The 16,759-nt window shown below is 70.4% G+C and carries 13 protein-coding genes; 8 read left to right on the forward strand and 5 right to left on the reverse strand.

Annotation, left to right across the window (positions count from 1 at the left end; translation table 11 throughout):
- The first annotated feature begins 55 nt into the window (after positions 1-55).
- The 8 genes from ACW17Y_RS03975 (at position 56) to ACW17Y_RS04010 (ending at position 10,839) form a co-directional block, all read left to right on the forward strand.
- Positions 56-1,705: a peptidoglycan D,D-transpeptidase FtsI family protein gene (locus ACW17Y_RS03975; protein ID WP_492038238.1), complete on the forward strand. Its 1,650-nt coding sequence runs from the start codon at positions 56-58 to the stop codon at positions 1,703-1,705.
- The gene (locus ACW17Y_RS03980; RefSeq protein ID WP_492037488.1) at positions 1,702-3,153 is read left to right on the forward strand and encodes a UDP-N-acetylmuramoyl-L-alanyl-D-glutamate--2,6-diaminopimelate ligase; all 1,452 of its coding nucleotides are present in this window, start codon (positions 1,702-1,704) and stop codon (positions 3,151-3,153) included. The genes ACW17Y_RS03975 and ACW17Y_RS03980 overlap by 4 nt, the downstream gene beginning before the upstream one ends.
- On the forward strand, positions 3,146-4,543 hold the full coding sequence (locus ACW17Y_RS03985; protein ID WP_492037489.1) for a UDP-N-acetylmuramoyl-tripeptide--D-alanyl-D-alanine ligase: 1,398 nt from the start codon (positions 3,146-3,148) through the stop codon (positions 4,541-4,543). The genes ACW17Y_RS03980 and ACW17Y_RS03985 overlap by 8 nt, the downstream gene beginning before the upstream one ends.
- An 18-nt stretch (positions 4,544-4,561) precedes the next feature.
- Positions 4,562-5,671 (forward strand): phospho-N-acetylmuramoyl-pentapeptide-transferase, encoded by a 1,110-nt coding sequence (mraY, locus tag ACW17Y_RS03990; protein WP_492037490.1) that lies wholly within the window; start codon positions 4,562-4,564, stop codon positions 5,669-5,671.
- A 4-nt stretch (positions 5,672-5,675) separates the two neighbouring features.
- Complete coding sequence (gene murD / locus ACW17Y_RS03995) at positions 5,676-7,154, forward strand: UDP-N-acetylmuramoyl-L-alanine--D-glutamate ligase (protein WP_492037491.1); 1,479 nt, start codon at positions 5,676-5,678, stop codon at positions 7,152-7,154.
- Between the two features lie 6 nt (positions 7,155-7,160).
- Complete coding sequence (locus ACW17Y_RS04000; RefSeq protein WP_492037492.1) at positions 7,161-8,345, forward strand: peptidoglycan glycosyltransferase FtsW; 1,185 nt, start codon at positions 7,161-7,163, stop codon at positions 8,343-8,345.
- A 203-nt stretch (positions 8,346-8,548) separates the two neighbouring features.
- Entirely contained in the window at positions 8,549-9,631 is a 1,083-nt protein-coding gene (murG, locus tag ACW17Y_RS04005; protein ID WP_492037493.1) for an undecaprenyldiphospho-muramoylpentapeptide beta-N-acetylglucosaminyltransferase, read from the forward strand.
- Entirely contained in the window at positions 9,628-10,839 is a 1,212-nt protein-coding gene (locus ACW17Y_RS04010; protein ID WP_492037494.1) for a mechanosensitive ion channel family protein, read from the forward strand. Before murG ends, ACW17Y_RS04010 begins: the two co-directional genes overlap by 4 nt.
- A gap of 99 nt (positions 10,840-10,938) precedes the next feature.
- On the opposite strand, the gene ACW17Y_RS04015 is transcribed toward ACW17Y_RS04010, so the two are convergent.
- The 5 genes from ACW17Y_RS04015 to ACW17Y_RS04035 are packed head-to-tail and all read right to left on the reverse strand — an operon-like array spanning position 10,939 to position 16,665.
- Complete coding sequence (locus ACW17Y_RS04015) at positions 10,939-11,346, reverse strand: hypothetical protein (protein WP_492037495.1); 408 nt, start codon at positions 11,344-11,346, stop codon at positions 10,939-10,941.
- A 5-nt stretch (positions 11,347-11,351) separates the two neighbouring features.
- Entirely contained in the window at positions 11,352-14,789 is a 3,438-nt protein-coding gene (locus ACW17Y_RS04020; RefSeq protein WP_492037496.1) for an AAA family ATPase, read from the reverse strand.
- Positions 14,790-14,796: 7 nt separating this feature from the next.
- Entirely contained in the window at positions 14,797-15,405 is a 609-nt protein-coding gene (locus tag ACW17Y_RS04025) for a thioredoxin domain-containing protein (RefSeq protein ID WP_492037497.1), read from the reverse strand.
- The gene (locus ACW17Y_RS04030) at positions 15,402-16,016 is read right to left on the reverse strand and encodes a DsbA family protein (protein WP_492037498.1); all 615 of its coding nucleotides are present in this window, start codon (positions 16,014-16,016) and stop codon (positions 15,402-15,404) included. Before ACW17Y_RS04030 ends, ACW17Y_RS04025 begins: the two co-directional genes overlap by 4 nt.
- 4 nt (positions 16,017-16,020) lie before the next feature.
- Entirely contained in the window at positions 16,021-16,665 is a 645-nt protein-coding gene (locus ACW17Y_RS04035) for a thioredoxin domain-containing protein (RefSeq protein ID WP_492037499.1), read from the reverse strand.
- Positions 16,666-16,759: the final 94 nt, after the last annotated feature.

A 16,759-nucleotide genomic window follows, 5' to 3' on the forward strand; every position in this document is an offset into this window, starting at 1 on the left:
CGTCCCCGGCGTTGGCCGCCCCCTGACCTCGACCGTTTCGCCCTGGCTCCGCTGGATGGGCGAGGCGGTCTGGTTCGTTGAGCATGCCTTCGAACGCGCCCGCGCCGACGCCCGGCCGGAGGAAGACACCCGCGTCCGCATCTTCCTGATCCGCGCCGTCTTCATGGTGGTGTTCGCCGGCCTCGTCCTCGGCGCCGCCCACGCGGCCCTGCTGGGGGCCAGGGGCGGACACGGCGCCTCCGTCGTCGCCGGCGCCCTGCAGCGGGCCGACCTGACTGACCGCAACGGGGCCCTGCTGGCGACCAACATCACCCACTACGGTCTCTACATCGATCCGTCCGAGGTCTGGGACAGGGACGCGGCCTTCCGCCAGATCCGTCGCGCCCTGCCGGACATTTCCGCGACCCGCCTGCGTCGCGTGCTCGACGGCGACCGGCGCCTGATCGCCCAGCCCGGCCTGACCCCGGCCGAGCGTCAGGCCGTCCACGCCCTCGCCCTCGGCGGCGTCTCGTTCGAGCCCGAGGATCGCCGCGTCTATCCGCTGAACTCGTCGGCCGCCCACATCATCGGCACGGCGGATTCGGGCGGGCAGGGCGTCTCCGGCGCCGAACTGGCCTTCAACGACGCCATCCGCGACGCGGGCGCCAGGGGCGAGGATTTCGCCCTGTCCATCGACCTGCGCGTCCAGGGCGTGCTCGAGAACGAACTCGGCGCCGTCGCTTCCGAAGTCGGAGCCAAGGGCGCGGTCGGGGTCGTCGCCGACGCCCGGACCGGGGAAATCCTCGGCATGGCCTCCTGGCCGACCTATGACGCCAACCGCCGGGGCCAGGCCTCGGACGCCGCCGCCCTGAACCGGGTGACTTCGGCCCACTACGAGATGGGGTCGGTGTTCAAGACCTTCACCGTCGCCGCCGCCATCGACACCGGACTGGCCGATCTCGACACCATGATCGACGCCTCTCAGGCGTACATGATCGGTAACCGCCGCATCCAGGACTTCCACGCGACCAACAAGATCCTGTCGCTGGAAGAGGTCTATCTGCACTCCTCCAACATCGGCACCTCGCGCCTCGCGGTCGAAATGGGCGCCGACACGATGCGCGCCTACTTCACCAAACTGGGTCTGCTGGACGCCGCCCCGATCGAGCTGAAGGAGAGCGCCCGCCCGCGTCGTCCGCACGACTGGTCCGACTCGACCCGCGCCTCGATGTCGTTCGGCTATGGCATCATGATCACCCCTCTGCAGATGACGGCGGCCACCGTCGCCCTGGTCAATGGCGGCATCTATCGCCCCCTGTCGCTGCGTCGCGGCGGGGCGGGTTCCGAAGGCCATCGCGTTGTCAGCGCCGAGACCTCGGCCGCGATGCGCGAACTGATGCGCGCCAACGTTCTCCGGGGGTCGGGCGGCCAGGCGAATGCTGAGGGACTGCGCGTCGGCGGCAAGACCGGTTCGGCGAACAAGCTGGTCAACGGCCGCTATGACGCCTCGCACGGCATCGGTTCGTTCGCCGCCGTCTTCCCGGCCGACGGTCCGGCGGATGCCCAGCGGTACGTCGTCTTCGTCCTGATCGACGAGCCCAGCCAGGGGTCGCGCCTCGGCGGGGCCATCGCCGCGCCCGTCGTCGGCCGCGTCGCCGACCGCATCGCCGGCTTCCTCGGCGTCCAGCGTCGCATCGATCCGCCCGCACCGGTGGTCGCCCGATGAGCGCGATCCGTCTGTCCGACCTCCTGCGCCGCGACGTCGCGACCGACCCGATGATTACGGGCGTGACGGCTGACAGCCGCAAGGTCGCCCCCGGCTCCCTGTTCGTGGCACTGCCCGGAAACGCCGCCGACGGCCGCGCCTTCATCCCCCAGGCCCTGTCGCAGGGCGCCGCCGCCGTTCTTGCGCCGCAGGACACGCCCGAGAACCTCGCGCCCCTTCTGGTCCGCTCCGGCGACGTCCGCCGCGCCTATGCGCTCGCCGCGCGCGGCTTCTACGGCGCCCAGCCCGCCACCTGCGTCGCCGTCACCGGCACCAACGGCAAGACCTCGGTCGCCGCCTTCTGCCGCCAGATCTGGGCGGCCATGGGCATCAAGGCCGCCAGCATGGGCACCCTCGGCGTGGTGGCCCAGTCCGGCGTAAAGACGGAAAGCCTGACCCCGCCCGGCCTGACCAGCCCCGACGCCGGCGACGCCGCCCGCCTGCTGGCGACCCTGGCCGAGGGCGGCGTGACCCATCTGGCGCTGGAGGCTTCGTCCCACGGCATCGACCAGCGCCGCCTCGACGGCGTGACGCTGAAGGCCGCCGCCTTCACCAACCTGACCCAGGACCACCTCGACTATCACGGCGACATGGAGGCCTATCGCGCCGCCAAGCTGCGCCTGTTCGAGACCCTGCTGCCGCGCGGCCGCACGGCTGTGCTCAACGCCGATTCCGACGCCTACAACGCCTTCGCCGCCGCCTCGATCATGTCCGGCCTCGGCGTCATGGGTGTGGGCGAGCGGGGCAGGGACCTCAGCCTCGTCGAACGTCGTGCCGTGCCGGAGGGCCAGCGCCTGATCCTCGACGTGCGCGGGGACCGTCACGACGTGCTCCTGCCGCTGGCCGGCGCCTTCCAGGCCTCCAACGCCCTCGTCGCGGCGGGCCTGTGCATCGCCGCCGGCGAGGACGCGCCCCGCGTTCTGCACGCCCTTGAAAAAATCAGCGGCGCCGCCGGCCGTCTGCAACGCGTCTCCGGCGGCAGGGGCGAGGCCTATGTCGACTATGCCCACACCCCCGACGGCCTCGAAACCGTCCTCAAGGCCCTGCGCCCCCACGCCACCGGCCGCCTGATCGTCGTGTTCGGCGCGGGCGGCGATCGCGACAGGGGCAAGCGGCCCCTGATGGGCGAGATCGCCGGCCGTCTGGCCGACGTCGCCATCATCACCGACGACAACCCCCGCTCTGAAGACCCCGCCGTCATCCGCGCCGAGGTCCGCGCGGGGTGCCCCGACGCCATGGAGATCGGCGACCGCCGCGCCGCCATCCGCGAGGCCACGGCCATGATGCGCGACGGAGATGTGGTCGTCGTCGCCGGAAAAGGGCATGAACAGGGTCAGATCGTGGGCGGGACGACTCATCCCTTCGACGACGCATCCGAACTTGCCGAGGCCCTGCGCGTAAATGCCTGATACGACCCTGCCTCTCTGGACGGCTCAAGAGATAGCCGTCGCCACCGGGGGGCGGATCGAGGGCGGCGACTTCACCGCCGACGGCCTGACCTACAACAGCCGCGAAATCGGGTCGGGCGAGCTGTTTCTGGCGCTCAGGGGCGCGCGCGACGGGCATGACTTCGCCGGCTCCGCCTTCGCCGCCGGAGCCTCCGGAGCGCTCGTCGAACACCCCGTCGACGGCGGCCCTTGCATCGTCGTCCCCGACACCCTGCGCGCTCTGGAGGCCATGGGCGCCGCCGCCCGCGACCGCGCGCCCCATGTCCGTCGCGGCGCCGTCACCGGCAGCGTCGGCAAGACCAGCGTGACCCAGGCGATCAAGGCCGGTCTCGACCTCGCCGGTCCCGCCCACGCCTCGATCAAGAGCTACAACAACCATATCGGCGTGCCCCTGACGCTGGCCCGCATGCATCCGTCGGTCGAACGCGCCGTGTTCGAGATCGGCATGAACGCGCCGGGCGAGATCGCGCCCCTGTCCAGAATGGTCCAGCCGCACGCCGCCTGTGTCACCACGGTCGGTCCCGTCCACATCGAGGCGTTCGCCGACGGCGAGGCCGGGGTCGCGGCCGAGAAGGCCGCCATCTTCCAGGGGCTCGGCCCCGGCGGGCTGGCCGTCATCAACGGCGACAATCCGTGGGAACCCATGCTGCGTCAGGCGGCGCTGCATGTCGGCGCCCGCGTCGCGGCCTTCGGGTCCGAGCCCGCCCACGACGCCCGCCTGATCGACTTCACCCCCAATCCGGACGGCGCCGTCGTCACCGCCGAGGTCTATGGCCGCAGCCACGTCTTCCCGCTGAAGCAGTCCGGCTTCCACTGGGGCCTGAACAGTCTGGCCGTCATCCTGATGCTCGACGCGCTCGACGTGCCGGTCGAGACGGCGCTCGCCGCCCTGGCCGATTTCCAGCCGCTGAAGGGCCGGGGCGAGACCCGCGCCGTCCGCATCCCCGGCGGCGCCTTCACCCTGATCGACGAGAGCTACAACGCCAACCCGCTGTCGATGACCGCCGGCTTCCGCTCCCTGGGCGCCAGGCCGGTGGTGTCCGGCGGGCGTCGCATCGTCATCCTGTCCGACATGCTGGAACTGGGCGACCAGTCCGAGGCCCTGCACGCCGGCCTAGCCGCGCCGATCGACCAGGCCGGCCTCGACATCGTCCACGCCGCCGGGCCCGAGATGCGCCATCTCTACGAAGCCCTGCCGCCTGCTCGTCGCGGCGTCTGGGCCGGGAGCGCCGCCGATCTCGCCGCTCAGGCGAGCGATCTTGTCGGGCCGGACGACATCGTCATGGTCAAGGGCTCCAACGGGTCCAAGGCATCGCTTGTGGCCGCGGCCCTTGCAGCGCTAGAGCGCTAGAGACACCCGGGGGCCGCCATGTTTTACCTGCTCTATCTCTACTACGCCGACGTCGCGAACGAGTACCCGCTGCTCAACCTGGTCCAGTACCAGACCGTGCGCGTTGCCCTGGCCATGGCCACCGCCATGATCGTCGCCGTCGCCATGGGCAGTCGCTTCATCTCGTGGATGCGGGTCAAACAGGGCAAGGGTCAGCCGATCCGCGCCGACGGCCCGGTCTCTCACCTGTCCAAGGTCGGCACCCCCACCATGGGCGGCTTGATGATCCTGGCGGGCATCGCCGTCGCCGTCTTCCTGTGGGGCGACCTGACGAACCCCTATATCTGGATCGTCTCCGGCGTGACGGCGGCCTTCGGCGTGCTTGGCTTCATCGACGACTACGCCAAGGTGACGAAACAGACCTCGGCTGGCCTGACCTCGAAACAGAAGCTGGCGGCCCAGCTCGTCGTGTCGGTGATCGCCGGCGTGCTGGTGGTGCTGTGGATGACCCAGTCCCCGACCTCCCCGGGTCTCGAGACCTCGATCGCCTTCCCCTTCTTCAAGGACGTGCTGCTGAACATCGGCTGGTTCTACGTCGCCTTCGCCGCCTTCACCCTGGTCGGCTTCTCCAATGCGGTGAACCTGACCGACGGCCTCGACGGCCTGGCCATCGTTCCGGTGATGATGTCGGCGGCGGCCTTCGGCGTCATCTCCTACCTCGTCGGCAACTTCGTTTTCTCGGAGTATCTAGGCGTCCACCATGTGCCGGGCTCGGGCGAACTGGCCATCTTCTGCGCCGCCATCATCGGCGGGGGCGTGGGCTTCCTCTGGTACAACGCCCCCCCGGCCAAGATCTTCATGGGCGACACCGGGTCCCTGGCCCTGGGCGGCGCGCTCGGCGCCATCGCGGTCGCCACCAAGCACGAACTGGTCCTCGGCATCGTCGGCGGCCTGTTCGTCATCGAGGCCGCCTCTGTCATGATCCAGGTCGCCTACTTCAAGGCCACCAAGAAGCGCATCTTCCTGATGGCCCCGATCCACCACCATTTCGAGAAGATGGGCTGGCCGGAATCGACGGTCGTCATCCGCTTCTGGATCGTCGCCGCCATGCTGGCCCTGATCGGCCTTAGCACCCTCAAGCTGCGCTAGAGCCGTGACCCCGGTTCCCGGTTTCGAGGGCCAACGAGTCGCGGTGTTCGGCCTCGGCCGCTCGGGCATCACCGCCGCCCGCGCCCTCAAGGCCGGCGGGGCCGAGCCCGTGCTGTGGGACGACGGCGTCTCCGGGCGCATGCAGGCCGAGGCGGAGGGCTTCGTGCTCGAAGACCTGACCGTCGCCGACTGGTCCGGGTTCGCCGCCCTGGTCCTCTCGCCCGGCGCCCCACTGACCCACCCCAAGCCGCACTGGACGGTCGACAAGGCCCGTGCCGCCAACGTCCCCGTCATCGGCGACATCGAACTGTTCGCCCGCGCGATCGAGGCCACCCCCGCCTCCCTGCGCCCGAAGGTGATCGCCATCACCGGCACCAACGGCAAGTCCACGACCACGGCCCTGATTGGCTGGGTCCTGAAACAGGCGGGTATGAAGATCGCCGTCGGCGGCAATATCGGCATCGGCGTCCTGGCCCTGCCGCCGCCGGCCGAGGTCGAGGCCTATGTCATCGAGGTCTCCAGCTACCAGCTCGACCTGACAACCTCCTTCGCCCCCGACGTCGCGATCCTGACCAACATCAGCCCGGACCACCTCGATCGTCACGGCGGCATGGGCGGGTATGTGCTGGCCAAGACCCGTCTGTTCCAGGAGATGACGCCGGAGAAGGTCGCCCTCGTTGGCGTCGACGACGACTGGGGCTGGACCACGGTCAACGCCCTGAACTGGCGCGGTCTGCGCATCAGCACCATCACCACCCGCACCCCGCCCCAGTTCATAGACCCCACCGGCGGCGTCCCCGTCGCCGAGCTCGCTGAACGCCTGCCGGACCATATCCCGGCCTTCGAGGCGGGCCGTTTCATCATCGTCGATGCGACGGGCGGCAAGCTGATCGCCGACGGCGTCGCCATCGCCGACCTCGCCCCGGCCCGTTCGCTCCCCGGCCGCCACAACGCCCAGAACGCCGCCTTCGCCTATGCCGCCGCCCGCGCCGTCGGAGTCTCGCACGAGGCCGCCGTCGAAGGCCTGATGACCTTCCCCGGCCTCGCCCACCGCATGGAGACGGTCGGCCAGCTCGGCCACGTCCGCTTCGTCAACGACTCCAAGGCCACCAATGCGGACGCCGCGCGTCAGGCCCTGATGTCCTGGCCGACCAGTTTCTGGATCGCCGGCGGTCGCGCCAAGGACGGAGGCATCGCCGAACTGGCCGACATCTTCCCGCGAGTCGCCAGGGCCTATCTGATCGGGGAGGCCGCAGAGGCTTTCGCCGCTGCGCTCGGCGAAACCCCCCACGTCATCGCCGGGGACATGGCCACAGCCGTGGCCCTTGCGGCCGCCGATGCGGCAAACGCCGGCGGCGATCAGGTGGTCCTGCTCAGCCCCGCCTGCGCCAGCTTCGACCAGTTCCCCGACTTCGAGGCGCGCGGAGAAGCCTTCCGCGCCGCCGTTCTTAACCTCGGAGCTACCCCTTCCGTTCATGGTTGAGAAACCATGACCCAGGCCGTCTACTCCCATCCCTTCTCGCGCAACGACCAGAGCCCGATCGCCCAGTGGTTCTGGACGGTGGATCGCGGCCTGCTCGGCGCGGCGCTGGCGCTGATGGGTCTGGGCGTCATGCTGTCCTTCGCCTCGTCGCCCGCCGCCATCCTGGCCGACGAGTCGATCACCGACCCCTTCCACTATTCCTGGCGCATGATCGTCTGGGCCAGCGGCGGCGTCGGCCTGATGCTGACCATGTCGCTCCTGTCGCCAAGGGGCGTCCGCCGCATCGCCTTGCTCGGTCTGCTCGGCGCCATCGTCGTCATGGCCTTGCTGCCCTTCATCGGCGACACGGTGAAGGGTGCGGCCCGCTGGGTGAACCTCGGCCCGTTCAGCCTCCAGCCGTCGGAGTTCGCCAAGCCCAGCCTGATCGTCTTCGCCGCCTGGATGTTCGCGGAGGGCCAGAAGGGACAGGGCGTGCCCGGTGTCTCCATCGCGTTTGGGTTCTACGTCGTCACCGTGGCCCTGCTGCTGATCCAGCCGGACATCGGCCAGACCCTTCTGATCACCACCACCTTCATGGCCGTCTTCTTCATGGCGGGCGTCCCGCTGCGCTGGGTCGCGGTGCTGGGCGGGATGTTCGTCGCCGGCATGACGGCCATCTATCTGCTCTTCCCCCACGTCCAGTCGCGCGTGGCCAAATTCGTCTCGCCCGGGGTCGAGGACACCCACCAGATCGACCGCGCCTCGGAGGCCATCCGCGCCGGCGGCCTGGTCGGACGCGGCGTGGGCGAGGGGGTCATGAAACGCTCCGTCCCCGACCTGCATACCGACTTCATCTATTCCGTCGGCGCCGAGGAGTTCGGCCTGGTCCTCAGCCTCGTCATGATCGGCCTCTACGCCTTCATCGTCTTCCGCGGCATGGGCCGGGCGATGAAGCTGAATGACCCGTTCGAACAGACGGCGGCGGCGGGCCTGTTCATGCTGATCGGGCTGCAGGCCTCGATCAATGTCGCGGTGAACCTGAACCTCATCCCGACCAAGGGGATGACGTTGCCCTTCATCAGCTACGGCGGCTCCTCGATGATGGCGATGGGGCTGACCATGGGCTTCGCCATCGCCCTGACCCGTCGTCGTCCGGGCGCCTACGAGCCGGGGGCAAGCTTGCAACGGCCGCGCCGGCTGTTGATGCCGTAGCCCCACAACTTTCGTCACCCTCCGGCAAGCCGCGACTTCGCGGCGCAGACCGGGGGACACAGCGGCGCGCGAGAGCGCGAACCTGTCGCGGACTCCGCGACTTCCGACATCGGGCCTGAACAGATCGCCTTCGGCGCCTCCCCCGGTCTCGCTGCGCGCGCCGGAGGATGACGAAAGGGGAGGGGTCCGCTAACACCTTCACCATGACCAAGCTCTGCGTCGTCGCCGCCGGCGGAACCGGCGGCCACATGTTCCCGGCCGAGGCCCTGGCCCGCGAGATGGCCGCGCGCGGCTGGCGCGTGGTCCTCGCCACCGACCATCGCGGCGAACAGTACGCCCAGGCCTTCCCGGCCGAGGAACGTCTCGCGCTGGACGCCGCCACCGGCTCGGGCCCCGTCGGCCTGCTCAAGGCCGGCGTCGCCATCGTGCGCGGCGTGGGGCAGGCGCAGACCGCCTTCAAACGGCTGGACGCGCAGGTCGTCGTCGGCTTCGGCGGCTACCCCTCCGCCCCTGCCCTGGTCGCCGCCATCCTGCAGAAGCGGCCGACGCTGATCCACGAACAGAACGCCGTCCTCGGCCGCACCAATCGCGCGCTCGCCCCCCACGTCCGCGCCGTCGCCTCGTCCTTCCCGACCCTGGAGCGCGCCAGCCCGGCCGTGAAGGCTCGCGCCCAGGTCGTCGGCGCCCCCGTCCGCGCCGACATCCGCGCCCTGTTCGACCGGGTTTATGCGCCTCCCGGCGACGGTCCGATCAACATCCTCGTCACCGGCGGCTCGCAGGGCGCCCGTCTCCTGTCCGAGACCACCCCCCGTGCGCTGGCCGCCCTGCCGGACGCGATCAAGCGTCGCCTCAAGGTCCAGCAACAGTCCCGCCCCGAGACCCTGGAGACCTCGCGCCAGATCTATCTCGACGCCGGCATCGAGGCCGAGGTCGCCCCCTTCTTCCGCGACATGGCTTCGCGCCTGTCCGCCGCCCATCTGGTCATCGGCCGCGCCGGCGCCTCGACCTGCGCCGAGCTCGCCGTCGCCGCCATGCCGTCGATCCTGATCCCGCTGAAGATCGCCACCGACGACCACCAGCGCCTCAATGCGAAGCTGCTGACCGACGTCTCCGCCGCCGAGGTCATTCTCGAGGACGACGTCACCGTCGACGCCGTGGCCGCCGCCGTCTCGGGCATCCTCGCTGACCCCGCCCGATTGGCCGCCATGAGCGCTGCGGCCCGCTCCGTCGCCATCCCCGACGCGGCCCAACGCCTCGCCGACCTCGCTGAGGCCACGGCCGGATGACCGGCGCGGCTCTGCCGCCGGTGGGAACGGAAGACGCGGCTGACACGCTGTTTGCGTCGATGCCTCCCGAAATCACCAACCTGACCCACCAGATCCTGATGCTCTGGCGCCAGTTCCATTGGCTGCCCGAATGGCTGGTCGTGGCCATCGTCGTCGCGGTCTTCGTAGCCGCCGGCTGGCTGGTCCACGCATTGGTCTTCTCGATCCTGCGTCGTGTGGTGAAGAAGCGCGACCTGTTCTGGCGCGGCGTGGTCGAGCGGGCGCGCGAGAAGCTGCGCGTCCTCATCATCCTGATCGCCATCGGCTTCTCGATCACCGTCTCGCCGCTGGACGCGGAGCCGTCCCAGGCCGTCCGTGCCGTCCTCCTGTTCCTGACCATCCTCGTGCTCGGCTGGATGGCGGCCGGCGCCATCGACATGTGGGCGGTCGTCTATCTGCGGAAGTTCAACATGGCGGCTGAGGACAACCTCGTCGCCCGCAAGCACATCACCCAGACCCGCATCCTTCAGCGTGCGGCGATCATCATGATCGGCATCGTCAGTGTCGCCATGGCCCTGATGACCATCGGTGCGGTGCGCCAGTGGGGCGTGTCCCTGCTGGCCTCGGCCGGGGTGGTCGGCATCATCGCCGGTCTGGCGCTCCAGCCCGTTCTCAAGAACCTGTTCGCCGGCATCCAGATCGCCACCGCCCAGCCCATCCGCATCGACGACGCCGTGGTCGTGGAGGGGGAGTGGGGCCAGGTCGAGGAGATCACCTCCACCTATGTGGTGGTCAAGCTGTGGGACTGGCGGCGCATGATCCTGCCGCTCAGCTATTTCATCGAAAAGCCGTTCCAGAACTGGACCCGCGAGACCTCCCGCCTGATCGGCTCGGCCATGCTCTACGTCGACTACGAAGCGCCGATGGACCGTCTGCGCGCAGAGCTGGAGCGCATCTGCAAGGCCTCGCCGTTGTGGGACGGCGACGTGGTCAACCTTCAGGTCACCGACATCACCGACCGCGTCGTGCAGGTCCGCTGCCTCGCCAGCGCCCGTTCCGCGCCGGTCGCCTTCGACCTCCGCTGCGAGATCCGTGAACAGATGCTGGCCTTCATGCGGGATCAGTGTCCCGAGGCGTTGCCGCAGGACCGTCTCAGCCACCCTCTCCCGGTGGGAGAGGGCTTGAGCGCCCGACAGCCGTCAGGCGATCGGCCTCGCGCGAAAGGGTGAGGGGCGAGCCTTACCGGTAACGCACGGCCCTCACCCTTTCGGCCAGGTCGCATCGCTATCGCTCTGCGGGCCTCAAGCCCTCTCCCACCGGGAGAGGGATCATTCCGCCATCGCCGCGCGCCCGATCCTCACGGCTTCATCCACGGTCACCGCGACCACCTCTGTCTCAACCGTCCCGCAGGCCACGGCCAGCAACTCCGCCGCATCCCCGCCCGGCGCCGCCGGATAGGCCGGCAGTCCCTCCGGCGTGCTGGGACCCTCCGCCCCGCCGACCTCCACCGAGGCGAAGTCCAGCCGGTCCGCGGTCCCCGCATCGCAATCGAACGACCACCACGACCAGCCGCCCAGATAGCGCTTCGTCCCGACCGTGAAGTCCTCCTCCACGACCTGCAGCGACCGCATCAGCACCTCGTTCGGCCAGATCTCGATGCTGCCCCGGTCTGCGAAGACGGCGAACCGCCCCACGCCGGTCAGGACCAGCTCATAGGGGGCTATGGGAGCGTCCATCTCCATTAGGCGACCAGCTTCTCGGCCTGGGTCAGGTCCACGCTGACCAGCTGTGACACGCCGCGCTCGGGCATGGTCACCCCGTACAGCCGATCCATCCGGCTCATCGTCACCGGGTTGTGGGTGATGACGATGAAGCGGGTATCCGTGCGGTTCCGCATCTCATTGAGCATGCGGCAGAAGCGATCGACATTGGCGTCGTCCAGCGGCGCGTCCACCTCGTCCAGCACGCAGACCGGCGCGGGATTGGCGAGGAAGACCGCGAAGATCAGCGCCGCCGCCGTCAGCGCCTGCTCGCCGCCACTCATCAGCGACATCACCGACAGCCGCTTGCCCGGCGGACAGGCGAAGATCTCCAGCCCGGCCTCCAGCGGATCGTCGCTTTCGACCAGTTTCAGCTCTGCCTGACCGCCGCCGAACAGGGCTTCGAACAGGCTCTTGAAATTGTCGTTGATGACGTCGAACGCGGCGACCAGCCGCTCGCGCCCCTCGGCGTTCAGCTCGTCGATGCCGTCGCGCAGCCTGGCGATCGCGTTGGTCAGGTCCGACCGTTCCAGCTTCATGGTCTGCAGCCGCTCGCCGTATTCCTCGGCCTCTTCCTCGGCCAGCAGGTTGACCGCGCCCAGCAGCTCGCGTTCCCGCTCCAGGCCGAACAGCAGGCTCTCGGCCCCCGCCGCGTCCGGCGGGCGCGCGATGGCGTCGTCGGTCAGCTTCTGGCCCAGCTCTTCCGGCGACATCTGCGCCGCCTCGCGGACATTGTTCTGCGCGTCCAGCAGCCGCTCGGCCGCCGCTTCCGAGCGCGCCGCCAGCCCGGCCCGGGCCTCGCGCGCGCTCGATGCCGCCGCATCCGCCGCCCGGCTGGCCCGATCCGCGTCTCCGGCGTCCCCCTCGGCGACCGCCAGCGCATCCGCCGCCGTCTTCCGCCGCGTTTCGGCCGAGGTCAGCATGTCCATCAGCTTCGACCGCTGCGCAGCCAGGGCCTCCGGAGCCCGCTCGGCCTGCAGCAGAAGGGCCGCCGTCTTGCCCGCATCGCCTTCCAGAACCGTTATCCGCGCCGTCGAATCCTTCGCCCGCGCCGCCCAGCTGTCGCGCTCGCGCGTCAGGGCGTTCAGCCGCTGATCGCGACCGGAGCGTTCGCGCGCCTCGGCGTCCCGGTCCGCCCGCGCGCCCGCCGCCGCGCCCCGGGCCGCATCCGCCGCCGTCCGCGCCGCGGCCAGTTCGGCCTTCAGCCCCTCCAGGGTTTCGGATGGCGCATCGGTCGTCAGGGCCTCGGCCAGGGCCGCCTCCGCTGCGTCGTGCTCGACCGTCAGCCGCTCCAGCGTCTCGTCCAGAGCCGTCGCCCGCGCCTCGCGCCGCGCCTGTTCATTGGCCAGCCGCTGCACCGCGTCCCGCGCCGAGGTGACCGCCTTGTCCGCCGCGAAGGGCCGCAGCCGCGCTGCCTTCACAGCCTCTTCCGAGACCCGGAACGCTTCCGTCGCCGCCTTCAGGGCCGCCTGCGCCGTCTCCAGCGCCGGCTTGCCCGCGTCGATGTCCGCTTCCAGCTCCGACAACCGCGTCCGTTGCGCCAGACGAACAGCCGCCGGCCTCGGCGCATCCGCCCGGCTGACGAACCCGTCCCAGCGGTAGAGGTCGCCTTCCTTCGTCACCAACCGCGCGCCAACCGGCAGAGCCTTCGCCAGCCCCGGCGCATCGCTGTTGGCCGCCACCCCGCACAGCGCGAGCCGCGCCGACAGGGCCTCCGGCGCCTTCACATGCTTGCCCAGCGGCTCGATCCCGGCCGGCCATACCGGCGCAGGCACGTCCGCCCCGCCCCAGTAGGCCGCCGCCTTCGCGTCCAGCGCCGCATCCAGATCGTCGCCCAGAGCCGCCGCTAGCGCCGCCTCGTATCCCTTGTCCGCCCCGACCTGATCCAGCGCCGGCGGATGATCCCGGCGCGTCGAGACCAGCAGCGACGCCAGCCCCCGCGCCTCGGTCTGCAACCGTCCCAGCCGGTCCTCGGCCGCGCGCGCCGTCGTCCGCGCCTCCTGCTCGGCCCGCGCCCGCTCCGCCCGGTCGGCTTCCGCCGTCTCCACGCCCGCCCGCGCCTCGGTCAGGGCTTCCGTCGCTGTTTCCAACGCTTCGCGCGCGGCGGCCAGTTCGGGCGTCTCGAGCGGCCCCAGCGCCGCGCGCTCCCGCTTCGCCCCGTCCAGAGCGCTCACGGCCCGCGCCACCCGCGCCTCGGCGTCGCGTTTCCGCGCCGTCTCGGCGTTGGCCCGCGCCTCGACCGCCGCCAGCGAGCCTGCCAGCCGTTCCACGTCCGCGTCCGCGGCGCGACGGGCTTCCTCGGCCGCCTCCAGCGCCCGCTCCAGTTCCGGCCCGCGCTCGGGCGCCGCCGCGATCTCGGCCGTCAGCACCTCCAGCTCGGCGCCCAGCCGCGCCAGTTCCGCCTCGGCGTCGCCGGACATGGCGATCTCGCGCTCCGTGTCGTTGGCGATCCGCTGCGCCTCGGCGGTCAACCGGTCGACCTCCGCCCGCGCCTGCTGCTCGGCCATGTCCAGCCGGTCGCGCTCCAGCGAGGCCCGGTGCAGCAGCGCCGCCGCCACCGCATCCTCTTCCCGCGCGGGCTTCAATCCCTCCTGCGCCGACAGGGCCGCCGTCTGGGCCTTCGCGGCGTTCGCCGTCGCCTCGGCCACCGCCCGGTCCGCCGCGCTCAGTTCGGCCGCCGCCGCCTCCGCCGCCAGTCGGGCATCGTTCCAGCGCACGAACAGCAGGGCCGACTGCAGGGCCCGGATCTCGGCGGAGATCTTCTTGTACTTCTCCGCCTGCCGGGCCTCGCGCTTCAGCCGCGTCAGGGCCGTCTCCAGCTCCCGCCCGATGTCGTCGAGCCGCTCCAGATTGGTCTCGGCCGCCTTGAGCCTCAGCTCCGCCTCGTGCCGACGCGTGTGCAGGCCCGCGACCCCGCCGGCCTCTTCGAGGATGCGCCGCCGGTTCTGCGGCTTGGCCGCGATCAGCTCACTGATCTGCCCCTGTCGCACCAGGGCCGGGGAGTTGGCGCCCGTTGAGGCGTCGGCGAACAGAAGCTGCACATCCCGCGCCCGCACCTCCTTGCCGTTGATGCGGTACGTCGAGCCCTGGCCCCGGTCGATGCGGCGCGACACCTCGATGATGGCGCTGTCGGTGAAGGGCTGGGGCGCGCGCCGCTGGGCGTTGTCGATGGTCAGCTGGACTTCGGCGTGGTTCCGGGGCGGGCGGTTCGAGGCTCCGGCGAAGATCACATCGTCCATGCCCGTGCCGCGCATGGCCTTGGCCGAGTTCGCGCCCATGACCCAGCGCATCGATTCCAGCACGTTCGACTTGCCGCAGCCGTTCGGCCCGACGATCCCCGTCAGGCCGGGTTCGATCTGCACCTCCGCCGGGTCGACGAACGACTTGAAGCCGACGAGCCGGAGGCGCTGGAACTGCATCCCGTCTTCAGTGGTGGGGCAGGAGGGGCTGGATGGCGGCCGACAGACCCGCCAGCGAGGTGTCCGCCACGGCGCGGCCGTTGACGAAGAAGCTCGGCGTGCCCTGGACCCCGGCTGCGGAGGCGCCCGCGACTTCCGCGCGGATGCCGTTCAGCGTCGCCGGATCGGCCAGACAGGCGTCGATCTGGGCCTGGGTCCGGCCGCTGGCGGCCACCCCCGCTGCGTACCAGTCCGCCAGGGGCGCGCCGTTGATGATCGCCTGCTGGCCCGTCATGAAGGATGAGGCGACGTCGAAGAACCGGGCGGGAACCGCGCAGCGGGCGATGCCGGCGGCGCGGGCCGCAACCTGGGCCGGAGGGGTCGGCAGGTTGCGGTACACCAGCCGCACCTGGCCGGTGTCGATGAACCGCGCCTTGAATGACGGCAGCACGGTCGTGTGCCAGTTGGCGCAATGGTTGCAGACGAAGGACGCATACTCGATCACCGTCACCGGCGCGTCGGCGCGACCCAGCACCCGGTCGGCCGCGCTCACGGCGGGCAGGCCGGACGCCGTCTGGGCGGATGCAGAAAGCGGCGCGGCGACCAGCGCCAGCATCAAAAGGAGCGAACGGATCACTTGGCCAGCTCCGCTTCGATGGCGGGAGCCAGGTCGGCCATGACCGTTCCCTCGCCGCCGAGCGAGGACACCTGGCGGCCGTTGACGAAGAAGGTCGGGGTGTTGATCACGCCCGCATCCGTCGCCGCCTTGACGCGGGCTTCGAGCGCGGCGATGGCGTCCGGGTTGGTGACGCAGGCCGTGAACTCGGTCTCGTCGATGCCGACGCCGCCGGCGATGCGGATCAGGCTGTCACGCGGATTGCCGCCCGCGCCCCATTCCTTCTGGCTCTCCATGATCGCGTGGATCACGTCGAAATACTGGTCCGGGCCGGCGCAGCGGGCCAGCAGGAAGCCGGCGGCCGCGACCTCGGCCGGCGGCGTCGGCAGTTCGCGGAAGACATACCGGACCTTGTTGGTGTCGACATAGGCGGCCTTGAACGCCGGCCAGGTATTCTCCTGCCACAGGGCGCAGTGGGGGCAGGTCGGCGAGGCGTATTCGACCACGGTGACCTTGGCGCCTTCCGGTGCGCCCATGGCCATGTCGCCGTCTACGACGGCCTTCGAACCGCCGCCGCACGAGGCGAGGGTCAGGGCCGTCACGGCCAGGATCAGGTTGCGGAACAGGGTCATCGGCTCAGCTCGCGGCCAGGGCGGCGTCGATCTTCTCCGACAATCCGGCAAGGGAGCTGTCGGGGACGTGTTCGCCGTTGACGAGGAAGTAGGGGGTGCCGGTGATGCCGACCTCGAGGGCGGACTTGATGCGGGCGTCCATGGCCTTGATCGCGTCGGCGTCGGTGACGCAGGCCTGGAACTGTTCCTCGCTCAGGCCGGCGCCGTTGGCGATGCGCAGCAGGACGGTGCGGGGAGGCACGCCGCCGAAGATCTCGCTCTGGCTGGCCATGAGCTCGTGGATCACCGGGAAATACTTGTCCGGCCCGGCGCAGCGCGCCAGCAGGAAGCCGGCGACGGCGATGGATTCCGGGGCGGTCGGGAACTCGCGGAAGACATAGCGGATCTTGTTGGTGTCGACGTACCTGGCCTTGAACTCGGGATAGACCTGCGTCTGCCACGTGGCGCAGTGGCTGCAGGTGACCGAGGCGTATTCCACGACGGTGACCTTCGCCCCCTCGGCGGCGCCCAAGGCCATGTCGCCCTCGGCCACGGCGCCGGTCTGTGCGCCCGAGCACGCGGCCAGCATTGTCATCGCCGCCAGGGCGGCTCCGGTCACGGCCGCACGGCGGCTCATGGAGGCGTATTTGAACGGACCGCTGGCGCGCATGGCGTCTTCCTTAAGAACTCAAGTTCCGGATGATCGCGCGATTCCCCATGGCCTGCGCGAATTCCATGGTTGTCGAGAACAGGTGCGGCGGAAA

The sequence above is a fragment of the Brevundimonas sp. AVps7 genome, assembly GCF_058681545.1.